We start from the raw sequence: 23,297 nt of genomic DNA, 5'->3' as shown, positions 1-23,297 counted from the left end.
AACAGTTTCACTAGCAAATAAAATAACCGATATAAATCAGTTAATTATATGAAACACCTATCATTAAGCGTGGAAAGAAACGGCTTGATCTCGGCTAAAGAGATTGTAGTGAATCATGCTGCCAATCTAGCGCGATGCCAGCGTCTTGAAATCACCAACCCCGCGTCATCGCAGACAAAGAAAACCCGGCAGATCGCCGGGTGAGATAAGGAGAAAAGAGACGGCCGAACGGCGTTATGGGTGCTGATCATGACGCATTGGATAAAGCCTTCAACGCGTTGAGCGCATCATGGGCACGCAGCGTTGGCACAAAAATGTGGTCATGGTAATAAGCGGCAATTACGTTGGCACTGATCCCCTGCTGCGCCAGTGCAGCAGACACCGCAGCGGTCAAGCCGACCGCTTCTAGGCTTGAGTGGACGTTCAGCGTGATCTGCTGAAAACTGCCATCAAATGCCAAGCCGCGCGCTAGCGCTGTGATTTTCGATAGCACCAACGTCAGCCCTTCCCGCTCGTGAAACATCGCGAGCGGCTTTAGCGCGAGATAATCTTGCAGGTCGCCGCTGACACTACAAAACACCACCTCTTCATCGTGCAGTTCCGGCTGCATACTGCGCAGCAACACTGGTAACTCGGTCATGCCTGTCATTGGGTTTCCTCTCCGTTTGAAGCGATGTCCTTTTTCGGCGGGAAAGCCTAAAACGCCATCGCTTTTACCGCTTGTTCGACCGTTGGGAAGTAAATTTTCGTCACGCACACCTGCGCTGCGGCAAATTCATGCGCTTGAATCAGTTGGCTCACCTCGGCGGCGCTATACCATTGATGATCCGCCACCAAAGTCAGCGTATTGGCGGCACGATGAATGTGATAACGCTGCCCTTGGCAGTCAATCACATGATCCGCAGCGCCCAAGATCATGTCGTCGCACTCATGATGAAATTGTATTTCGGAGGCGAGATAAAGCAGTTCGTCGTCACCATCGAGTTTCAGTAATGCAGGCCAATTCACCATGATTCATTCCAACTAAATTGATAAGCAAAGCGATAACATACGCCTGAATGAAAACCCTTCGCAACCCCAAACTTTTTGTGGTGGGAATCCAACACGTTGTCGCGAAACTTCGGCGACGCTTTGTTCAATTCTAAGAATTGGAGATGAATTCCTTTATATTCAAAGGGATTTATTGACACGCTAAGTTCTAACTAATAACGAATAATTACAGTTTCTGCGCGCGTTTAGGCTTTAATTGCCCGACTATATTCCCTACAATCGATCCCATTTACTGAGCACATTGAACGTGGAGCAATCATGAGCGACGTTAAACATTGCAAACTTCTTATTCTCGGTTCGGGCCCGGCTGGCTACACTGCCGCCGTGTACGCAGCACGCGCGAACTTAAATCCTGTTCTAGTGACAGGGATGCAACAAGGTGGTCAACTGACCACAACCACAGAAGTGGAAAACTGGCCGGGTGATGCAGAAGGGCTGACTGGTCCTGCGCTGATGGAGCGTATGAAAGAGCACGCCGAGCGTTTCGAAACTGAAATCGTGTTTGATCACATCAACCACGTTGATTTTTCTCAGCGCCCTTACCGCCTGAAAGGCGACAGCGGCGAATACACCTGTGATGCCCTGATCATCACAACCGGTGCCTCAGCGAAATACTTGGGCCTAGACTCGGAAGAAGCATTCAAAGGTCGCGGCGTCTCTGCGTGTGCAACCTGTGACGGATTCTTCTATCGCAATCAAAAAGTTGCGGTTGTAGGTGGCGGTAACACAGCGGTTGAAGAAGCGCTGTACCTCTCGAACATTGCCGCTGAAGTGCACCTGATCCACCGTCGTGACAGCTTCCGTGCCGAGAAGATTCTAATCAACCGCCTGATGGACAAAGTTGAAAACGGCAACATCGTCCTGCATACCGATCGCACTCTGGACGAAGTACTGGGCGACGAGATGGGTGTAACGGGCGTACGTCTGAAAGATACCCAATCCGGTGAGACGGAAGAGTTCGACGTGATGGGCGTGTTTATTGCCATCGGCCACCAGCCAAACACCGCGATTTTCGAAGGTCAACTGGACATGAAAGATGGCTACATCATCGTCAAATCCGGTTTGGAAGGTAACGCGACACAAACCAGCATTGAAGGCATCTTCGCAGCGGGTGATGTGATGGACCATAACTACCGTCAAGCCATCACTTCGGCGGGAACAGGTTGTATGGCCGCGCTAGACGCAGAACGTTTCCTTGATGCGCTGAATGACAAATAACCGTCGCCACTGCCACATGATGCAGTGAGCAACAGACTTGCAACGTCGCGAGCATGCCGCGTACAAGTTTATTTTTCATTTTTGACAAGACAGCAACAAACCCGGCGGTATATCCGCCGGGTTTTCTTTTGTATACTAACGCCTTTCCAAAAACATAATAATTCTCAATAAGCCTTCAACATGGATAAGAAAAAGCAACGTAGCTTGAATATTTGGCTCAAGCAGCAAAGCAAACTCGCCAAGCGTTGGCTGATGCTTGCTGTAGGGCTCGGTGTGTTATCAAGCGTGTTTCTACTCGCCCAAGCCGCCCTTCTCGCCTCGATTCTGCATCAGCTCATTATTGAGCATGTCGACAAACACGAACTGGTCCCATATTTCATCGGATTGGTGGTCACCATCGCCATTCGCGCAGGCTGTTCTTGGGCCCGTGAACTGGCTGGTTTTCGCGCCGGTCAGCAAATTCGAATCTACATTCGCCAGCTCATTTTCGACAAACTGCGCGCGCTAGGCCCAGCCTACATCAAAGGCAAACCGGCGGGTGCATGGGCCACATTGACGCTGGAGCAGGTCGAGAACATGCACGACTTCTTCGCGCGTTATCTGCCGCAAATGTCGCTTTCGGTGCTGATCCCGTTTGTCATTCTTATTGTCGTATTCCCGGTCAACTGGGCTGCGGGTTTGATTTTCCTCATCACCGCACCGCTGGTTCCGCTTTTCATGGCCTTGGTCGGCATTAAAGCCGCTGATGCTGGGCGCAAAAACTTCAAAGCACTGCAACGCTTATCCGGTCACTTCTACGACCGCCTGCAATCAATGACCACCATTCGTCTGTTTGACCGTACCGGTGCGGAAACGGAGCAGATGAAAGGTGCATCCGAAGTGTTTCGTAAACGCACCATGGATGTCCTGCGCATTGCGTTCTTGTCATCTGCCGTGTTGGAATTTTTCACTTCAATCTCGATTGCGATTACCGCGGTGTACTTCGGCTTTAGCTTTATCGGCGAACTGAATTTCGGCGGCTATGGCGCCAGTGTCACGCTATTTGCTGGTATTTTTGTGTTGGTGCTTGCGCCTGAGTTCTATCAGCCATTGCGCGATCTAGGCACTTTCTACCATGCGAAGCAGCAAGCCGTCGGCGCTGCCGAAAGCATCGTTGAGTTTTTGAATATCGATGTCAGTCAAGTGCAGTCGGGTTCACAAACCCTGCCGGAGATGCAAGGTGTTGAAATTGTTGCGCGCGATCTGGAAGTGTTCAGCCCAGAAGGCAAACGCCTTGTCGGCCCACTGACCTTTACGCTGAACAGCCAACAGACGACCGCACTGGTCGGCCCAAGCGGCGCAGGCAAAACCAGCCTGATCAATGCCATTCTGGGTTTCATGCCTTACCGCGGTAGCTTGAGCATTAACGGCATCGAACTGAGTGAACTGGATCATGCGCACTGGCGCAAACAGATCAGTTGGGTGGGACAAAACCCATTGTTGGTGCATGGCACCATTCGTGACAACGTCACTCTCGGTAAATCCAATATCGCGGATGCACAAGTACAAGCAGTCCTAGACAGCTCCTTTGCATCTGAGTTTGTCAGCAAACATGGCCTAGATTACCCAATCAGCGATCGCTCCGGCGGTTTGTCGGTAGGTCAGGCGCAGCGCCTTGCGCTGGCGCGCGCAATGTTGCAAAACGGCCAATTCTGGCTGTTGGATGAACCGACCGCCAGTTTGGATGCACGCAGCGAACAACTGGTGATGCAAGGCCTCAATCAACAAATCACGCACAAGACGGCGCTGCTGGTGACGCACCAACTGCTGCCACTCAAGTCTGTGAATCAAATCTTGGTGATGCAAGAGGGTCAGTTGGTTCAAGCGGGCGACTTTGCCACGCTCAGCCAACAAGAGGGCTTGTTTGCCACCATGTTAGCGTCTAACCAAGCCCTTCAAGAAGCCAATAAGGGGAACCTCGATGCGTGATTTACTGCCTTATCTGAAACTGTATAAAAAGCATTGGTTCGGCCTAACGCTAGGTATGCTGCTAGCGTTTGTCACGCTGTGCGCCTCGATTGGTTTGTTAACGCTGTCCGGCTGGTTCTTGTCTGCCGCAGCGGTTGCCGGGCTAACCATCGCCCGTGAAACATTCAACTACATGTTGCCGGGCGCGTTTGTGCGTGGCTTTGCGATGGGTCGTACCGCTGGTCGTTGGGGCGAGCGTGTTGTGAGCCACAACGCAACGTTCAAACTCCTGACCGACCTGCGAATTTTCTTCTTTGAAAAGCTGGCACCGATGATTCCGGGCCGCGTGTCGAACCTGCGCGATGCTGATCTGCTCAACCGTTTGGTGGCAGACATCGATGCGATGGACCACGTTTACCTGCGACTCATTAGCCCAGTGACTGTTGGCGTTTTAGGCATTGCAGCGCTTACGGCACTACTCTGCTGGTTTGACATGGCGCTGGGTTTGACGCTCGGTGGTGTGTTACTGGTACTCCTCTTGGTGTGGCCGGTGATGTTCTACAAGCTGGGGAAACGTAACGGCGCAGAGCTGACACAGCACAAAGCCGAGATGCGCGTTGCCACACTCGACTGGCTGCAAGGCTACAGCGAACTGACCATTTTTGGCGCGGAGTCTCGCTACCGTGACGCAATTTACGCGGCGCAGGAAAAACTGCTGGCAAACCAAAAAGTTAACGCAAGCTTTACCGGCCTTGCCTCTGCCCTGCTTCTGCTGGCGAACGGCTGGACCTTGGTGCTCATGCTGTGGCTCGCGGCCGATGGCGTGAATGGTCAAGCGCCAGATCCGATGATTGCTCTGGTGGTGTTTGCCACCATGGCCAGTGTTGAACTGCTGATGCCAATCGCGGGCGCGTTCCAACATCTGGGTCAAACGCTGACTTCAGCACGTCGCCTAAATGAAATCATTCTCTCCGAACCGGACGTGAAATTCCCTAGCGAAGAAACACGTCATTCGGGTCAATTTGATATCACGTTTGAACACCTGACGTTCAACTACAGCGGCGGCGAACAGCCAGCCTTGAAAGACGTCAGCCTGACCGTTCCAGCAGGCCACAAAGTGGCGATTGTTGGCCAAACGGGTTCAGGCAAATCGACGCTGATTCAATTGCTGTGCCGCTACTGGGATGCACAACAAGGCGACATCCGCATTGCGGGTACGCGCCTGCAAGAGTGGAAAGAGAGCGATCTGCGTGCGGCAATCAGTGTGGTGAGCCAGCGCGTTGATATTCTTAACGGCAGCCTGCGTGACAACCTCAGCATGGCAAAACCTCATGCCGATGACAGCGAACTGAGCGCGATGCTAGAACGCGTGGGGCTGGGTAAGCTCCTCGAAGCGCCGGGGCTGGATACATGGCTCGGTGACGGTGGCCGCCAACTTTCAGGTGGCGAAAAACGTCGTATTGGCATTGCCCGCGCCCTACTACACGATGGCCCAATCCTGCTACTGGATGAACCAACTGAAGGTCTGGATAAACAGACTGAGCAACAAATCATGGCGCTGTTTCAATCCCATTTCGAGAACAAGACGGTCATCTTCATTACCCACCGCCTAGTCGAATTGGAAACGATGGATGCCGTTTGCCTAATTGAGCAAGGTGAAATCGTGGAGCACGGTAGCCACCAAGCCCTGTTGGCACAGCAAGGTCGCTACTTCCAGCTCAATCAAACACTGTGATGTGATGATCATTAAATAACAAAAAAGCCCCGTCGCCGATTGGCCCGGGGCTTTTCTTTGTCTAGTGTGGGAGAGGAATCTAGTTTCGAGTGGGTTGTCTTGACCATCTACTGAAATACGTTGCTGGTTTAGTTTGGTGTGGTTTGGTGTGCTTTGGTTTGTTTTGGTGTGCTTTGGTTTGTTTTGGTGTGCTTTGGTTTGTTTTGGTGTGCTTTGGTTTGTTGCGCTTTGGATTTAACGAACCACGTGGCTTTGGTTAAAGCGCACCAGATACTCTTTGCTGGCACAAAGAGTATCCAGAAAGTGCCTTTTGCTTCGTAGTCGCTGGCCGGGACGGTTTTAGGCGTTCCCGACGCCGAAAACCTAAAAATTCATCCATGAATTTTTCCCTGTTTGTGGGGTACAAAGCTAACTCGTAACTGGACATTGGTGAGTTACGTGCGATCACACTTAGGCACCAACAAGTAGTAGGAATAATACAATAACCACATAACCTGTAGTACATTATCAGCATATGCGCTTGTATGCTTTTTAGGGAAATTCCTATGTACGTCAGAAAGGTAACGATTAACAACTACCGTAGTTTCCGCACTTTCGAAGCTAAACTTCAACAACTGACAGTTGTTATTGGTGAAAACGATACTGGTAAAACGAACTTTTTCACCGCACTTTCGTTACCGTTAAGCGGCAACCTAATAGACTTCAACCAGAAGCGTTTGAGTGTTTCTGATATCAACAAAGATTCCGTTATTGATTTTCTAACATCCATTGTCAATGATGACACCGAAGAGAATCAGCTTAGAAAGATCCCTAAAGTATCAGTAACCGTAGAGTTCGCTGATCCGAAAGATGCTTATGAAACAGCACTGTTAGCTAAGTGGATTGTTGCAGATGGAGATAAAGAAACTTACAAAATCAGATACGACTTTAAGCCTAAAGACGACAAAGATTTGCTTGAGGTCGTGAAGAAATCGCTCGCTGGTAAGACTTTAGATGATATTAACTGGTTTACTCTACCCGTTGAGCTATACGACTACCAAGTCGTCTCTGTGAACAATGAAAAGCCTATCGCATACAGTGACTTAAAACACGTCAGTCTCCATAGCATCAATGCAGAGCGAGATGACTTCTCAGAAAGCAGTTCAATGAAGTCCAATAGCATTTTCACCAAACTGCTTATGAACACTCTCAACGATGACGACAAAGGTCAGATCAATACCGCCTACTCTGAGTTTTTTAGTGCTATTGAAAAGACTGAAACATTCGACAAGGTCATTAGAACTAATGACGATTTTGAGAATTACGACAGTATTATCAAACAGCTTGAGTGCACTCCTAACCTGCCTAACTTGAAGAACATCTTATCGAATATCACTTTGAAATACGGGAATGAATTTCTGTACCAAAAAGGCTTAGGACAACGAAATCTTATCTACATACTCATCCTGTTTGCTTACTACAAGTCATGTGGTGATACATTCAACTTGTGCTGTATAGAAGAACCAGAAGCACACTTGAGCGTTAACAACCTTCGTTTAGTAAGAGACTTCATTGAGAAAAGCTCAAGCAACAGTAGCTCGCTTGTACAAACTATCATCTCGACCCATAACCCATCGATCATCAACAAGCTAAAAATCTCTAATGTGTTGGCGTTTACTGGCGAGAAAGCAATTAGTCTGTCTGATACGCCAACTAAGCTAGTTGACTACCTAAGAAAGAGACCTAACTTCGACATCTTAAAGCTGCTGTTTGCGAACAAAGTCATTCTCGTAGAGGGTCCGACTGAAGAAATGCTAATCAGCACTTATCTGTCTAAACAACCAGCCCTCAACGACATTGATATTATTCCAATTGGTCAACGTGGTTACGCCACTTTCTTAGATATATGGCTAGCCTTGAACAAAGATAACCAGAACAAGAAAATTGGTGTTGTCCGTGATTATGACAATTCAGATGCGGCTAAAGCCAAACATGATGCCTATGACACAGCGCATGCGAATGTCACTGTAAGAACAACAACAAACTACACACTTGAAATTGATTTAGTAGAAACAGAAGACAACCTAGCTTTACTAAATGGTTTATTCGAAATGGAAGGCGACCTCGACGCAGTATCCAAACACATGATTAATGGTAAGACAGCAAGAATGCTTGATGTATGTGATGCGATGGTTGAGGAAGAGAATCCACTGGATATCAAGTTACCAGCACACATCGCTGAGGTTATCGAGGCTGTATCATGATAGAAGTACAGATTGCTGGTGCAGGTGCTGGAAAAACTTATGGCTTAGCAAAGACTTTGATAGAGCACATCGAAGCTTGTACTAGTCACAAAAAGACATTTGCACTGACGTACACAAACTCTGCAACAGCGAAGATAGAGCAAGAGATAATCAAACAACATGGCTTTATTCCGTCGAATCTCTATATACAGACCGTACATAGCTTCTTGTTAAACGAAATCATCTACCCATTCTCGTCATTCACTCTCGGAGATGTGTATAACGACGCATCAATAATGATGTTACCGAGCGATGCTAGATTCAAAAACTGGCACTTAAAGCGATTAAAAGATAAAAACATCATTCATGCCGAGAGCGTCTACAACATCGCTAAACAAATTGTTGATGAAACCACCAGCAAGCACAACAACAGAGCGAAGAAAGATAAAGTCCGCAGACTTTTGGCTATTCTAGGAAGCTGTTTTGACAAGATATTCATCGACGAAGTCCAAGACTTAGATAAAGATGCACTTCGCTTTTTCGAAGTTCTAGGCAGCAACGATATTGACATATACATGATCGGAGATCCAAAACAAGCAATCAAGTTTCCCCAAGATCTTGATGCTTTCGTTCAAAAATTAGCTCAAAAAAAATATGCGACCATACTACCGATCAACAATCAAACTAGGCGAGTCCCCAGAGAGATACTAACTGTCTCAAACAGCTTCTGTTATGAAAATCAGCAACAAGAGTCACTATCAGAAATGGTTGGTGAACTCATGTACATTGAATCGACGGACGGGCGATATGACGATCTACTAACGAACTATTTAGACACAAAACAACTTGTTTGTATCGACAAAAAGAATGGTCGCTATACAACTTCATCTAAACACAAACACTCATTCCCACGAGAGATCGAGGAAATGATTCGTGATTCTAACCATAAGAAAGACAAAGCTTTGTTTGTTAAAGCTGCTTTTTCTGACTTTATGGACGATGCGATCAATGAAGATAATAAGAAAGCCATAAGTAAACTCATTGCTCGGCATTCATTGGCTCTTAATAAACAGCACTTCGCCCAATTACATGAGCTATGCAATTCATGCACTAAAAATGATGTTCAATTCAAAGTCCAAAGTATCGAATCTATCAAGGGATTGGATGCTGATGTGTGTGTAATCATACTTAGCCCAAATACCCTGAAATACTTAACTCAAAATGGTATTAGCAAAGCAAATCGATTTAATAAAGAATGGAAAAAAATCTATGTCGCTCTAACTCGTGCCAAAAAGAGGCTGGTGTTAGCTTTAGATCACGATTTACTCGCTAAAGAAGATATGGCGGCTGTTAGGAATTCTATAGGTGAACTGGGATTCGTTACTCATAACTAGTATGCATCCGTCCACAAATACCCATGTAGTCTAATAGAGGTCAGACTCAAAAAATGTGTGATATCTAGTGACCCTGCAAATAATTCTCTTTGACACTGATTGCAACTCATTTTGGGGTAGAAACGCTTTTGAAAAGACAGCGTACCAATGTGATCGCTGCCTTTTTAGTATGAGACGTTATGACTGACTCTCACCTGTTGCTTTTCTTTTGCTGTTTATTGTTTGGACTTGCGACTTCACGCCGTTTTCCGGGCATAAAAAATCCCGGGACAAGCCCGGGATTTTTATACGTTCTGACAGCGAAAGATTAACGACCTTTGCGCGGCGAGCTGTTGTTGCCCGCTTTTTGGCGAGATGCTGCGTCTTTGCGACGAGAGCTACCGCTGCGGCCTGCCGGAGCCGTGACACGTTCTTCGTGACGGCGCACTGCACGACGAATTTTCTGGCTGCGTGAACGCTCACGTTTACGTGATGTGTTGTCTTTGGACACGTCCAGCATGGTGGTTTTCTCTGGCTTCAGTTCAACCAACTCACGCAGGTAGTTCACATCTTTCAGATCCAGTTCCATCCAACCGCCACGAGGCAGTTTCTTATCAAGGAAGATGTCACCGTAACGCACACGTTTCAGACGGCTTACTGTGGTTTCTTGCGATTCCCACAGACGACGAACTTCACGGTTACGACCTTCGTTGATCACCACGTAGAACGTATGGTTCATGCCTTCACCGCCCGCGTAGACTACGTCTTCAAAGCGAGCCAGACCATCTTCCAGTTGCACACCGCGAACCAGATTGCGGATTTTATCTTCGGTCACATCACCGAATACACGCACAAGGTATTCACGTTCAACTTGACGGCTTGGGTGCATCAGGCGGTTCGCCAGTTCACCATCAGTTGTGAACAGCAGCAGACCTGAAGTGTTGGCATCCAGACGACCCACCGAAATCCAGCGAGAACCACGAATCTTGGGTAGACGGTCAAATACTGTACGACGACCTTCAGGATCGTGACGAGTACACAGTTCACCTTCTGGCTTGTAGTACGCCAGTACGCGGCAAATGACTTCTTCTTGTGCTTTTGCAGACACAGCATGTCCGTCAATACGCACTACGGCGTTTTCATCTTCCAGGCGCTCGCCCAGTACAGCTACCTTGCCATTAACACTTACGCGCCCAGCTCGAATCAGAGCTTCTAGCTCACGACGAGAACCATGACCAGCACGTGCTAAAACCTTTTGTAACTTTTCGCTCATTTATCTACCTAATTGTGTCGTCTTCTCAGACGTCGAATAACAAGATGCGACCTCAAAATCGCGGTCGCGTAGTATCGCAAATTCTCTCGCAAAAAGCACCCGTTTTATCAGGGGCTTTCACCCACGCGGCTTTTCCCGCAACCGGGTTATTGGAATGGGGTTGGATCACCGGCGCCAAAACGAACAACTTGCATCTCATCGTCACTGAAATCGACAACGGTCGTTGGCTGCTCGCCCAAGTAACCCCCGTTCAAAATCACGTCAACCGCATGCTCTAGGCGGTCGCGGATCTCTTCTGGATCTGATTCTGTGGTTTCGTTGCCCGGCAAGATCAATGATGTCGACATCAGCGGTTCGCCCATCGCTTCCAATAAATCCAGTGCAATTTGATTGTTCGGCACACGAATACCGATGGTTTTACGCTTTGCATTCATCAAACGGCGCGGCACTTCTTTGGTCCCTTTAAAAATAAAGGTGTATGGCCCCGGCGTGTTGTTCTTCAACAAACGAAACGCAGTGTTATCCACGCGCGCGTACAGCGAGAGTTCAGACAAATCGCGGCACATCAATGTGAAGTTGTGCTTGTCGTCTAAACGTCGAATTTGGCAAATACGCTCCAACGCGTGTTTGTTTTCCAATTGGCAGCCCAGCGCGTAGCCAGAATCGGTCGGGTAAACCACCACACCACCGTTACGAATGATAGCCACCGCTTGGGTGATCAAGCGCGCCTGCGGGTTTTCAGGATGCACATAAAAAAACTGGCTCATTGTCATTCCTCACTTTCGAGTTGGCAGGCTTTTAACGTCGTCCAACCCTGTATATTTTGCAATCAATAGTTTAGATATAGAATAACACGGCACAATAAACTCTGTCCTATTTCATTGGCACTGACATACATTCAAGCGATTTAAAATGGATAGCGATGACTGGACATGGTCGGCACTGAGTGGAACCCATCAAGATGGATGAGGATGACGAAAAGGACTTTGCGCGGCTCGCCCCATAGTAACTTAACGATATCAAGACAAAGCCCCTTGAATCACCGCCCCTGATCAACCATCAGAAAGGCGGTGTTCCATGATTAGAGAAGGGTATCGAGTAGCTGCTTTGTCGGTGTCACAATAGCGACGATGGTTTCATCAAAAATAATGGCATTTTCATTGAGGATTCTTTGATACGCTTCCACGTCAGATTCAGCCAGTGCATCGCCGCGTTTCGCTGTATCAATCAAAATCAGCCCCAATTCAGCCACGTTGATTGCCGCTTCTGCAACTCGCACAGTTTCTACCGACGCCACGTTGGCCGCAAAAATAGGTTTGGCTTGCTGCGCCGCTAACTTAACGCTTTGATAATGCATCGCTAACGCATCCAACGCTGTTTTATCACCTTGAGCATAAGTCGCGACCAAATCGTTCATCTCATACACTGTTAAGCTTTCTACTGGCAATGCATCCGCAAAGCGATTTAATCGTTCGTACTGGTTGTATAAATCGCCTTTGTTTGGCGTCGCGATCCACTTCTCCCAATGACGAGCGTAGTATTGAGCTGGCTCAATGTACTTGGCTAGCATTTGTAGTGGCGTTTCGTCTGCGCCATTTGCAAGGCGTTTGAGCATCATGTTTGCATCCGCATGATGACGCATCCCAAGCGAAATCTCAGACCATGAATCCATCGCTTTCATACGCTTGTACATACTGCGCTCATCGGTCAAATCTTGACGAGACCAAAGCCGCTCGGCAATCGCGTAGCTTCTCGGCCATAAACGTTGCTCGATGGTCATTGAATCGAGGTTCTCCCCCCAAATGGTGATTTCCCCACCCAAGATTAACTGCTGTTCTTCTTCGGTCAGCTCAGCCGGATAGCCGCCATTCGGCTCAGGAATCATGCTCCCTACCCTATCACTGCTCGCCACCAGTTCTCCAGTCGTAGGCCAACGAACATTGCCAATCAACTGGTAACTACTGTCTTTCAACTTGCCATCCGAAAAATCATAGTTGAATTCGGTGTAAGACATAAAGTTATCAAAGTGCCCTCTAAACTTCACACCCGGTACGTACTCGATGATAAATACCTCTTCACGAGACTTACCATTGTAATCCGTAAATGCGCGATAGCTGCCGTCAGTCGCTTCGATAATCGTTAAATTGCCAGTACGAGGCCCACCTTTGCTGCGTGGTTTCACCCATTTGTAAGTCGCAAATGTCTCGCCTTGATGGCGCTTGTCATCAACCGTAATCCCTTTCGGCATCGGGTCATTTCGATAGTGATAACTGGTCGGTTGCGGTTGATCTAAATAATAGCCCGTTGAAAGAATACCTTGATAACCCTCTTTTGCCGCACGACCAATGCTGTCATGTCCTTGCCAGCTTTGAATCACGATCGAAGTCGGCAGATCGTTGTGCCAGATTTCATCCCACCCCGTCATCTTCTTGCCGCGCTTCTTGAGCATGTGTTCAACTTGAGTGTTTAGGTATGATTGCAGGCCCCGTTCACCATTCAGATGGTTGTCATGGATAAATTGCTGAATCTTCGGGTTGTCTTTCCATTGTTGGTAATTCGGCTCATCGCCCCCGATATGAACATACTCATCAGGAAACAACTCAACCACTTCGTCAAACACGCTCGCCAGTAGCTTGTAAAGTTCAGGATTGGTTGGATCCATCAAAGGCTCGAAAACACCCCAACCGCGTTGATGCGGATAAGATTGGTCCCCCATACCAGACATCAGTTCAGGATACGCATGTGCTACCGCTGAAGCATGTCCCGGCAAAGAAATTTCAGGAATCACTCTAATGCCAAGGTTACGCGCGTAATCCACCACATCACGGATTTCGTCTTTGGTGTAGTAATCACCATCGGCCGTCTCTTGCCATAACTTTTGGTAGTTATCGAGCTGGATACGAATCGCTTGATCGTCCCAAAGATGCCAATGGAAAACATTCATTTTTGCAGATGCCATCGCATCAAGCTGACGAAGAATGACATTGAGTTCAATGAAGTGACGCGACGTATCATAGGAGACACCACGCCAAGGGAAACGCGGTTCGTCTTGAATGAACACCGCGGGTACAAAATATCCAGCCGCATCCGTCGTCACAAGTTGCAAAAAGGTTTCTAAACCATGGAACGCACCGTAAGGGCGTTCAGAGCGAATGATGATCTGACCATGACGCGAATCAAGTCGGTACGATTCATCGCTGTTGATGTCCTGTACTTCGGATTTCGGCGCATGACGAATATCAATCACTAAAGTTGCGTCTTTTTCCGACTGGGCATGCCAGTTCAGCATGGGCAATCCCGTTTGTCGATACAAACGGGACATAGTGCGTTTTGCATTGAACTGCACGCGTGGAGAATCATAGCCTTTGATATAAATGCTAAAGGATTTATCCAGTGTGATTTTACCTTGCCCTAACTCTACATTGTGTGGGTAGGGCATCAGGTTCAGATCGGTGTTGGGAGTCATCGCCATCGTTGCCGTTGGAATTGTGATTAAGCCTGAAATGAGTAGTGCTAATGTTCCTTTGTTCATTCGCGCCATCCTATCGTTGTGATTCAACCTGAGTCATGCGGTTTCAAAGCGTCATGTGACTCAGTCAAAAGACTTTGCTTGCGTTATGCGACAAGCGCCACCGCTTCACGAACTAGCTCGCCAATTTTGTCCCACTGTTCGCTTTCAATTAAGCTCGGTGCAACCATCCACGTGCCGCCGCAACAAACCACACGGTCGATGGAGAGATACTCATTGATATTGCTTTTACCAATACCGCCCGTCGGCATCAGGCTCACATCGACGTAGGGCGCCAATAGAGACTTCACCATTGCGATTCCCCCACTCGCTTCTGCTGGGAAGAATTTGAGGAAGTTCAAACCCAACTCAAGTGCTTGTTCAACCTGACTTGGGTTATTCACACCCGGAACGATTGGCATGTTGATTTCTTGGCAACGACGAATGGTATTTGGGTTCAACCCCGGCGCGACAATAAACTCTGCGCCAGCATCTTTCGCTTGGGAAATTTGCTCTGGCGTTAGCACGGTGCCAGCACCGATACACATTTGCGGATACGCATCGCGCATGGCTTTAATCGCATCGGCAGCTGCTGCTGTTCGAAACGTCACTTCCGCGACTGGCAGACCGTTTTCGACTAACACTTTCGCCAGTGGAATTGCGTGCTCAACCTTGTTAATTTGAATCACTGGGATAATTTTAAATTGCTGAAGTTGCTGAAGTTGCTGAATCATGACTTGAGACATAATCGGTTCTCGGAAATTATCGAATAAGATGAATCATGGCTTCGTTTGGAATAATCGCGCCAGGATATTGAATGACGGTCGCCGCTAACGCGTGCCCCTTTTGTGCGGACGCTTCGCAGCTTTGTCCGGTTAATCGCCCTGCAAGGTAACCAGCGGCAAATGAATCCCCAGCAGCACACGTGTCGATCACGTTTGCGACGCTCTCTGCTGCCACATGAGCAAGTTTGTATTCACCATCTTGCTGCCAAATCAATTTGCATGGTTCGCAGCCCCGTTTAATTACGATTTCTTGGCAGCCAAATCGAAGACAACGCTGCGCCACACTTTCCTCTTCTCCCCACACCAATACGTCGTCATCTTCCGTGATAAGCGCAATGTCAACGAATGGTAGAATTTGGCTGTACCAATACTGAGCGTGAGCCGCAGACCAAAGTTGGGGACGAAAGTTATTGTCGAAAACCACCGTTCCCCCAGCGTCTGAGAATTGCTTCAACGCCCTGCTCAGCCTGATTTTGCTCTCGTCATCCAGAATCGCGATGCTGATCCCGCTTAGATACAAATAATCCAATGCTTTGTTCAAAATAGCGGTTTCTAGCTTATTGAGTGAAGATGTTGAAAAATAGCTTTTCACAGCGGCCTTATCGCGCCAATAGAGAAAGCTGCGCTCACCTGCTTGATCGGTTTGTACCATGTACAACCCAGGGAGCTTCGCTGGGAAAATCTCGATGAAATCAGTCGCAATGCCTTCGTGTTGCCAACGCTCGGTGAGCTCTCGAGAAAGTACGTCATCACCAAGACCCGTCGCATAGAAGACTTGCACAGGATATGAGGCTGTGAGTCGAGAGAGATATAGTGCGGTATTCAGCGTATCACCACCAAAACCTTTATGGATTGGATCGCCGCTCAGTTCAATCATGCATTCGCCAAAGAAAGCAATCTTAGTTTGGGATGAATTAGTCATCGTTCACCTACTCTGGGTCGCTTTGAATGGTGGCTCAAAAGAGCCACCAGTTTGTCAGGCGCTTATTGCGGTTCCTTTTCTCTGTTGAAAGAAACTCATTATTAAGCGTTTTGATTGGCCAATTTACGGTTCTTTATGGCCACGCCACCGTCTAGGAGATCTTCATCAGACCGCTTCATTTCCATCAGCGCACGTTCGTCATCTAAAATCATTTTCGCGGTATCTGGAGAGACTTGGTTCGCCGGAGTCATCAGACTCACTGCCACACCGGCCGTAAGAGCAAACAAGCAAGATGGAATCACTGGATTACCCCAAAAAGCCGTCAAGTCAGGGCTCATCATGACCGCAAATGAAGCAAGAGAAGCACCTGCCAATGTTGCCAATGCACCTTGCCAGTTGTAACGCTTCCAAAAGCGACCCAACATGCCGCACACGAACATACCTGACATCACTGTCGAAATCATTTTCGTGATATAGCTGATAATGTCGTTGGATGTCAGCGCAAACAGCAACGCACAACCGATCACGACAACCAAAGCCCAACGCGAATAGCTCAACATGGATTCTTTATTGGGAACACGTCCGGTGAACATGACGTACACGTCACGCAGTAGAATAGAAACACCAGCAATCGCATCTGAGCTGGCACTTGACATTGTCGCCGAGAGGCCTGCAATCAGCACGATAAGGCCAATCCCCACTGGCAGTATCGTTGCCGCGATGTACGGGAAAGCAAAGTTTGCGTTGTTCAATTCAGGGTCAATCGCATGTGCAGCCATACCGATCACGGCTGGAATGATTGAGAAGAACAGATACAGAACACCGGAACCGACAAATGAGCGGCGGATGGTTGATACATCTTTGCCAGAGTAAATACGTTGACGGAATGAAGGCGTTGCCAAAACACCAACACCGATCACCACTGCCAGTGAAATTGCCGGAATCAAACCAAGCTTATCAATCGCAAGGAAGCTAATCGCTTCAGGCTCCATCGCAGAGTAAAGGTTATCTAACCCGCCGATGTGCTGTACAGAAAGCACCGCCATAAGAATAAAACCAACAAAAAGGATGATGGCTTGAATCGTATCGGTCCAAACCACTGCGGTATAACCACCGATCACCACATAGATTGTAAATGCTGCCGCGATGATCATTTTCGCAGTACTAAGCTCGATATCCGCAATCCAAGCGAGGTACATACCACCACCGAGAATATGTGCGCCCAGCCATCCGATCGATGCAATAAAAATAAGCAGGCCAACAACGTTTTTAACGGCACGATTTGCACCCACATAATAGGCGAGCTCTTCACTCATCGTCATGAAGTTAAGTTTACGAACAGGCGCAAACCAGAGTGCCAACAGCAAGATACCGATGGCACCACCAATGCCATAAAGCGCACCCGCCCAACCGTTGGAGTACCCAAAGCCAACCGCCCCCATACTTGAACCCGTGCCAACCATGGTTGCAACCGTGGTACCCAAAACGAGAAATAGCGGTAAACCTCGCCCCCCGAGTAAAAAGTCTTCACCTGATTTTTGGTTGCGAGAAACAAACCATCCCAACCAAATTAAAAATAAGACATACGCACCAAATCCAGTAAGAAAAAGTGTACTGTTCATTGAACACCTCTATATTAAAATCCATTTCTAGAAATATAATCCCAACAGCAATATTAGATTCAGTTCCAAATTATCTAATTTTATTGTTATGTTAATCGCCCAATATACAAGGCACAGCTGTATTATGGAATTATATTTATGTAGGGAGTGAGAGTGCCAAATAGATAATGGCAGGAAAGTTATTATTCGACACTCTCATTGATTTAAAGAAGTAAAAAGTGATGTCTATCGACGATCTTCTCGGTAGCAAGTCACATCGACTTCAACTTTCACATCGACGACAAGGTCACATACCATGCAAATACGTGCAGGTGGGTGATCACCGAAAAACTCTCTGAACACTTTATTAAACGATTGGAAATAACGAGAATCCGTTAACACCACTTTCACGTGTACCACGTCAGCAAGTGTGTAACCTGCTTCTTCCATGATATCCACACAGTTTTGAATCGCTAAGCGAGATTGCTCAATGATGCCGCCTTCCACCACTTCACCATCAGTCATTGGCGTTTGACCCGATACGTATAGGAAGCCCCCGGCCTCTGTTGCGCGTGCAAATGGTAAATGTTGACCGCCTGTACCTACGCCGCCTTCTACACCATAACGTTTAATTGACATAATATTCTCCAGTGATAATGCTATATAGCATATTTAATCGAATTGATAAGTTATTAATGGGTATTATTTCTATATATAAATACGCCATTTCTATTTTCTGTGACGCGACCTTTAAAATAAGATGGCGCACCATTTACAAATACATATTCAATACCTTGCGCAACAGAAATTGGATGTTCAAATGTCGCAGTATCTTTAATTGTATTTGGGTTAAATAAAACTAGATCAGCGTATGCGCCTACTTTTATTTCACCCCGATCTTTTAATTGATAACGCGTTGCTGACATCCCCGTCATCTTGTGAATTGCTTCTGCCAATGAGAAAAGTTGTTCTTCTCGGCAATAATGACCTAACACTTTCGGAAATGTGCCCCACAAACGCGGATGTGGATGTGGGTCATTTGGTAAACCGTCAGATCCCACCATGGTCAACTTGTATTTCAGTACACGTTTAACATCGCTTTCATCCATACAGTGATACACGGCACCAGCTGGTTGCAACGCTTTCGCTGCCTCCATCAGAGGGAGTTGCATCTCTTGAGCAATGCTTTTCAGCATCTTGCCAGCATGTTCTGGCTTACTTTCAGACCAGGTAATGAAGATGTCGATGTCTTCAGTCACCTGATTTAAGTCCAACGTTGAAGAACTCGCAGAATAGGGGTAACAGTCACAAGATACGTCTTGATGTTCAGAGACCTTATCCATCAAATCCAGCACTTCTACCGTGCGTCCCCAGTTGCCCGCACCTGCACATTTTAAATGGGATATCACCACGGGCACTTTGGCGTGCTGACCCGTTTCAAATGCTTCTTCCATGGCGCTGATAATTTCCTCGAATTCACTGCGCATATGTGTGGTATAGATGCCGCCATGATGACCCAGAATTTCAGCCAACCGCATCACTTCACTCGCGTTCGCTTGTTTGGCACTCGCATAAGCAAGACCTGAACTCAACCCCAATGCCCCCTCTGCCATAGCTTGCGCGAGCGTCTGACGCATTTGTTCAATTTCGCTATCTGTCGCCGTACGCAACAAATCGTCCATGACGTTATTGCGTAACGTCGTATGACCAACCAATGCCGCGACATTAACCGCCGGGTTTGCCGCTTGGACCGCTTTGGCGTATGCGGCAAACGTGGGGTATTTAAAATCTTCAAGCTTACCCAATAGGTTCATCGGGTCTGGCGGTGTATCAGTCAGTACCGCAGGGCTTGCACTGATACCGCAATTGCCTACGATGACCGTCGTCACACCTTGACTAATCTTGGGTAGGCAATCGGGATGACGAATTACATTCGTGTCATCGTGCGTGTGCACATCAATAAATCCCGGTGCCAAAGCAAGACCCTGACCATTGATAACTTTCTTTGCAGACAGCTCGTCAAGCTGCCCGACTTGCTCAATTCGATTTTGACGAATCGCAACATCAGCAATGAATGGTGCTGCCCCCGTACCGTCAAATACCTCTACGCTTTTGATCATGGTATCGAACAACATACTTCACTCTCTCTGCCCGTCTTTAACATGATTCCATCTTAATAATTCTTGGCATTTAAACAGTGAAGAAACACACAAAAACAACACCAATGTTTGATAGTTTCTAACATTTTGCTTATGGTAATTAAGAACAAGTAATTAATATCAACCACTTAAAGCATGTTACAAATAGGATAGCCATGAACAATCATCGACAAAATTTTGATAGAAACTATCATAATGAGTACATAACAACGCCAGGTTACGGAGAAAAATCTCAACCTGTTGCACGGCATTCGAACGGACGATACAGCTTGATCCATGAAGAGATCACGTTGCCCGCAGCAGTGATCAAAGCTTCTGCATTAAAAAACAACCTCGATTGGATGCAGCGTTTTGCTAACCAGCATCATGTGAAACTGTCTCCTCATGGTAAAACCACCATGACACCCGATTTTTTCAAACAGCAATTAAAACATGGGGCTTGGGGAATCACCGTCGCCACACCAGCACAGGCAGAAGTTGCCGTACTCGCCGGGGCTGAAAATATCATCATGGCCAATCAATTAGTGGGGCGAGCGAACATGAACATCATCGCCAACTTAATTGAAGCGCACGGAGTCAACTTCTATTGCTGTGTCGATTCAAGCCGCAACATCAACGCCCTAGAACGCGTGTTCGCCGAACGTCAGTTATCTCTCAATGTATTCATTGAGTTTGGCGTCGAAGGTGGCCGCTGTGGCTGCCGAAGTCAGAAGGACATTGTGGAGCTCGCAACGCTCATCCACCAACAAAATCACCTCACTTTAAAAGGGATTGAAGTCTATGAAGGCGTGATCCATGGTGACAATGCAGAACAAGACATTCGCAACTTCCTCAACAGCACATTAGAACTCGCGGCGCTGTTACAAAAGAACCAGTTAATTGAGGCAAAACCAATTGTTACCGGAGCAGGTTCTGCTTGGTATGACGTCGTTTCTGAATGCTTTGCCGACCTGAAAGAGTTTGATGCCATCATTCGCCCTGGCTGCTACGCAATTCATGACACCGGCATCTACCTAGATGCACAAAACAAAGTGATGCAGCGAGCAGAAAGTAACCGCGGTGCAGCATGTGAATTAGGAGGGGATTTGGAATCAGCACTAGAACTGTGGGCCTATGTCATTTCTCGCCCTGAACCCACCAAGCTGGTGGTTGGCTTTGGCAAGCGCGACGTTGCCTTTGATGCTGGCTTGCCAACGCCTGAGCGCGCGTACCGCGATGGCGAAGCAATCACGATTGAAAGAGCCGTGACGACCGCAGTGATGGATCAGCACGCATTCATCGAAGTCAACGAAAATAGTGATCTGCAAGTCGGTGATATGATTGCCTTCTCCACCTCTCATCCGTGCTTAACCTTTGATAAGTGGCGCGCAGTGGCCGTTTGTGATGATGAATATCAAGTCACTCATTGGGTCAAAACTCGTTTCTGATGATGAGCTTAGGAAAGCTTTTCGTTATACTTCATGCCAAACCTTTGGAGGCGCAGTCATCGCCTCCATGCAAAACATAGGAAGACAGCTTGAGCTTAGAAGTCGATATTATTTCTCAAATCACGGAACGTTTTAGTGCTTTACGCGATGCTGAAAAGAAAGTCGCAAAGTTGATCATGGACGACATTCAAGCCGCCGCCAATGCCAGCATTACAGAACTGGCAGAAAACGCAGAAGTGAGTGAAGCTACCATCACACGTTTTGCGAAAGCAATTGGCTGCAAAAATGTGCGTGAAATGAAGATCAAACTGGCGCAAACCTTAACGGTAGGACAACGATTCATCCTTGAGCCACCGGATCAAAGTGGCTACCAAGGAATTTACGAGTCGATCAAACAAACCCTCGATATCAATCGAAGTTTGATTGTTGAAGAGGATATCGAGAGCGCCGTGAGTTGGCTGCATGAGGCGAGACAAGTCATTTGTGTCGGCATGGGAGGCGGTTCAACAATTGCGGCCCAAGAAATGCAGCATCGGTTGTTCCGCTTGGGCTACCCAGTTGTTGCCTATAACGATGGATTACTGTCGCGAATGATCGCTGCAACCGCGGATATCAATGATGTTTTGGTGATGATGTCAGCGACAGGTTATACCCCGGCCATCATCGAAACAGCACAGTTGGCAAAGCAATACGGTGTGAAAATTATCGTCATTACTCCCAAAAACACACCACTGACTGAACATGCTGATCTCGTTTTGCCTATCGAGCATCAAGAGACAGATTTCATTTACAAACCATCAGCTTCCCGTTACGCAATGCTGGCTTTAGTAGATGTGCTGTCGATGGCATTGGCAGTCAATCACAAACGGCGTTCGAGAGATAAACTACGTCGACTCAAAGTTGCGCTCGATTCCTATCGTGGTGGTTTAGAAAGACAGCCTTTAGGGGATTAATATCTAAAAACCGTCAATCCATCCCAAACATTATTCAGCTTGTTCCTGCAGATCCCAGTCTTTCCAAACAGGTTCTACGCCAGCAGGCAGCCAAAGATTACGCCCCAATTCCATCCACGGAGACGGGTAATGAAAGTCGCTGCCTTGAGAAGCTAATAGGTTGTATTGTATCGCATAATCGGCCAAGTTGCGTTTTTCTTGTGGCGCTTGCTGCGGCTGTGCGACTTCCATGGCGTCACCGCCCGCGTCCACAAACGCTGCAATGAGGCGCTTTAGCCATTTGGTCGTCAAGTCATATCGGCCGGGATGAGCCAATACCGCTTGGCCGCCCGCAGCATGAATCGCGGCAATTGCTTCTTGCATGGTGCACCAGTTCGGTGGCACATAACCGGGATGATTGCGCGTCAGGTACTTCTTAAAGACCTGCTGCATATTCTTCACATACCCAGCGTCCACCAGCCATTTGGCAAAGTGCGCACGCGTGATCGGCGCATCGCCAGCAATCGCTTTCACTTCCTCAAGCACGCCCTCACGCGTCGCCTTTTGCAAACGCTCAGCAATCATCTCAGCGCGAACCATGCGGTGTTGCTTTTGCTGGTCAATAAGCGCACTCAGCTCAGGATGATTCGGGTCGATATTCAAGCCAACAATATGGATGTCTTTGTTCTGCCACACGGTAGAGATTTCAATGCCGTTGATCAGCGTGAGCGAATAGCCGCGCTCGGCAATGTATGCACGCGCCGGCGCCAAGGCATCCACGGTGTCGTGGTCGGTAATCGCCAGTGCATCTAGATTAAATTCAACTGCTCGGTCAATGAGTTGGTCGACGTTCAGACGGCCATCGGATGCAGTTGTGTGACTGTGTAGGTCAATTTTTAGCATTTTTTTGAATTTGCCTGTTTTTAAGGCTTGACTTTCGCACCTCGCACTAGTTTACTAGTACACAAATACGAGAGCACATGAATAAGGCTTCCTATGTTACAAGAATTTAACCCAAACCATAATGCAAATTTAAGCGCAGCATCTGCTGAGCTGAGCTGGTGGCGCACTTGGGCAAGTTCTTGGTGGGCTCACGTGTACTTTTAAGAAAGGATACGCCTGAAAAAGCCCGCTCACCAGCGGGC

Annotated in this window: 19 protein-coding genes and 1 other annotated feature (1 of these 20 running past the window's edge); of the genes, 8 read left to right on the top strand and 11 right to left on the bottom strand. The window is 47.7% G+C overall.

Annotated elements, in window-relative coordinates; translation table 11 throughout:
• Positions 1-247: 247 nt before the first annotated feature.
• Both ACF8PK_RS08265 and ACF8PK_RS08260 read right to left on the bottom strand, forming a co-directional pair.
• Entirely contained in the window at positions 248-649 is a 402-nt protein-coding gene (locus ACF8PK_RS08265) for an ACT domain-containing protein (RefSeq protein WP_392440719.1), read from the bottom strand.
• 47 nt (positions 650-696) lie between these two features.
• A complete protein-coding gene (locus ACF8PK_RS08260; RefSeq protein WP_004726267.1) occupies positions 697-1,011 on the bottom strand; it encodes a DUF4144 family protein in 315 nt (104 codons plus the stop codon).
• Positions 1,012-1,308: 297 nt separating this feature from the next.
• Here ACF8PK_RS08260 and trxB point away from each other — a divergent pair, with 297 nt between their 5' ends.
• From trxB to ACF8PK_RS08235, 5 genes are all read left to right on the top strand, one after another.
• Entirely contained in the window at positions 1,309-2,268 is a 960-nt protein-coding gene (gene trxB, locus ACF8PK_RS08255; protein WP_392440718.1) for a thioredoxin-disulfide reductase, read from the top strand.
• 180 nt (positions 2,269-2,448) lie between these two features.
• Positions 2,449-4,236 (top strand): cysteine/glutathione ABC transporter permease/ATP-binding protein CydD, encoded by a 1,788-nt coding sequence (gene cydD / locus ACF8PK_RS08250; RefSeq protein WP_392440717.1) that lies wholly within the window; start codon positions 2,449-2,451, stop codon positions 4,234-4,236.
• Positions 4,229-5,950, top strand: coding sequence for a cysteine/glutathione ABC transporter ATP-binding protein/permease CydC (gene cydC, locus ACF8PK_RS08245; protein ID WP_154181035.1), 1,722 nt, complete (start codon positions 4,229-4,231; stop codon positions 5,948-5,950). Before cydD ends, cydC begins: the two co-directional genes overlap by 8 nt.
• A 545-nt stretch (positions 5,951-6,495) precedes the next feature.
• Positions 6,496-8,193, top strand: coding sequence for an ATP-dependent endonuclease (locus ACF8PK_RS08240; protein ID WP_392440716.1), 1,698 nt, complete (start codon positions 6,496-6,498; stop codon positions 8,191-8,193).
• Positions 8,190-9,566 carry a UvrD-helicase domain-containing protein gene (locus tag ACF8PK_RS08235; protein ID WP_222792762.1) on the top strand — a complete coding sequence of 459 codons (1,377 nt, stop codon included), beginning with the start codon at positions 8,190-8,192 and terminating at the stop codon, positions 9,564-9,566. Before ACF8PK_RS08240 ends, ACF8PK_RS08235 begins: the two co-directional genes overlap by 4 nt.
• A 307-nt stretch (positions 9,567-9,873) precedes the next feature.
• On the opposite strand, the gene rluB is transcribed toward ACF8PK_RS08235, so the two are convergent.
• The 8 genes from rluB to ACF8PK_RS08195 all read right to left on the bottom strand — a co-directional run bounded on the left by rluB (position 9,874) and on the right by ACF8PK_RS08195 (position 19,769).
• Positions 9,874-10,818: a 23S rRNA pseudouridine(2605) synthase RluB gene (gene rluB, locus ACF8PK_RS08230; RefSeq protein WP_004726272.1), complete on the bottom strand. Its 945-nt coding sequence runs from the start codon at positions 10,816-10,818 to the stop codon at positions 9,874-9,876.
• Positions 10,819-10,964: 146 nt separating this feature from the next.
• Positions 10,965-11,585, bottom strand: coding sequence for an L-threonylcarbamoyladenylate synthase (locus ACF8PK_RS08225; protein ID WP_004726273.1), 621 nt, complete (start codon positions 11,583-11,585; stop codon positions 10,965-10,967).
• 314 nt (positions 11,586-11,899) lie between these two features.
• Complete coding sequence (locus tag ACF8PK_RS08220) at positions 11,900-14,350, bottom strand: family 20 glycosylhydrolase (RefSeq protein WP_392440715.1); 2,451 nt, start codon at positions 14,348-14,350, stop codon at positions 11,900-11,902.
• A gap of 83 nt (positions 14,351-14,433) precedes the next feature.
• Positions 14,434-15,072 (bottom strand): bifunctional 4-hydroxy-2-oxoglutarate aldolase/2-dehydro-3-deoxy-phosphogluconate aldolase, encoded by a 639-nt coding sequence (locus ACF8PK_RS08215; RefSeq protein ID WP_392440714.1) that lies wholly within the window; start codon positions 15,070-15,072, stop codon positions 14,434-14,436.
• Between the two features lie 16 nt (positions 15,073-15,088).
• Positions 15,089-16,033, bottom strand: coding sequence for a sugar kinase (locus tag ACF8PK_RS08210; protein ID WP_392440713.1), 945 nt, complete (start codon positions 16,031-16,033; stop codon positions 15,089-15,091).
• Between the two features lie 101 nt (positions 16,034-16,134).
• Positions 16,135-17,655, bottom strand: coding sequence for a sodium:solute symporter family protein (locus ACF8PK_RS08205; RefSeq protein WP_014205284.1), 1,521 nt, complete (start codon positions 17,653-17,655; stop codon positions 16,135-16,137).
• Positions 17,656-17,880: 225 nt separating this feature from the next.
• Complete coding sequence (locus tag ACF8PK_RS08200; protein WP_004726278.1) at positions 17,881-18,273, bottom strand: RidA family protein; 393 nt, start codon at positions 18,271-18,273, stop codon at positions 17,881-17,883.
• A gap of 53 nt (positions 18,274-18,326) precedes the next feature.
• On the bottom strand, positions 18,327-19,769 hold the full coding sequence (locus tag ACF8PK_RS08195; RefSeq protein ID WP_004726279.1) for an amidohydrolase family protein: 1,443 nt from the start codon (positions 19,767-19,769) through the stop codon (positions 18,327-18,329).
• Between the two features lie 179 nt (positions 19,770-19,948).
• On the opposite strand from ACF8PK_RS08195, the gene ACF8PK_RS08190 reads away from it, so the two are divergent.
• Together ACF8PK_RS08190 and ACF8PK_RS08185 are read left to right on the top strand one after the other, a co-directional pair.
• On the top strand, positions 19,949-21,220 hold the full coding sequence (locus tag ACF8PK_RS08190) for an amino acid deaminase (protein ID WP_392440712.1): 1,272 nt from the start codon (positions 19,949-19,951) through the stop codon (positions 21,218-21,220).
• An 89-nt stretch (positions 21,221-21,309) separates the two neighbouring features.
• Positions 21,310-22,173, top strand: coding sequence for a MurR/RpiR family transcriptional regulator (locus tag ACF8PK_RS08185; RefSeq protein WP_004726281.1), 864 nt, complete (start codon positions 21,310-21,312; stop codon positions 22,171-22,173).
• Between the two features lie 30 nt (positions 22,174-22,203).
• Here the strand turns inward: ACF8PK_RS08185 and ACF8PK_RS08180 are convergent, their stop codons facing one another.
• A complete protein-coding gene (locus tag ACF8PK_RS08180) occupies positions 22,204-23,055 on the bottom strand; it encodes a PHP domain-containing protein (protein WP_392440711.1) in 852 nt (283 codons plus the stop codon).
• 93 nt (positions 23,056-23,148) lie between these two features.
• Between ACF8PK_RS08180 and ACF8PK_RS08175 the strand changes: the two genes are divergently transcribed.
• Positions 23,149-23,259 carry a Trp operon leader peptide gene (locus ACF8PK_RS08175; protein WP_392440710.1) on the top strand — a complete coding sequence of 37 codons (111 nt, stop codon included), beginning with the start codon at positions 23,149-23,151 and terminating at the stop codon, positions 23,257-23,259.
• Positions 23,206-23,297 (top strand) — a sequence feature (Trp leader region); it runs 8 nt beyond the window's last position. It overlaps the preceding gene by 54 nt.

Origin of the sequence: Vibrio sp. CJQ_6 (assembly GCF_043106745.1) — a bacterium.
GTDB classification, from domain to species: domain Bacteria; phylum Pseudomonadota; class Gammaproteobacteria; order Enterobacterales; family Vibrionaceae; genus Vibrio; species Vibrio furnissii.
The sequence above is the reverse complement of the archived record's forward strand: the minus strand, read 5'-3'. Positions and strand labels throughout refer to the sequence as shown.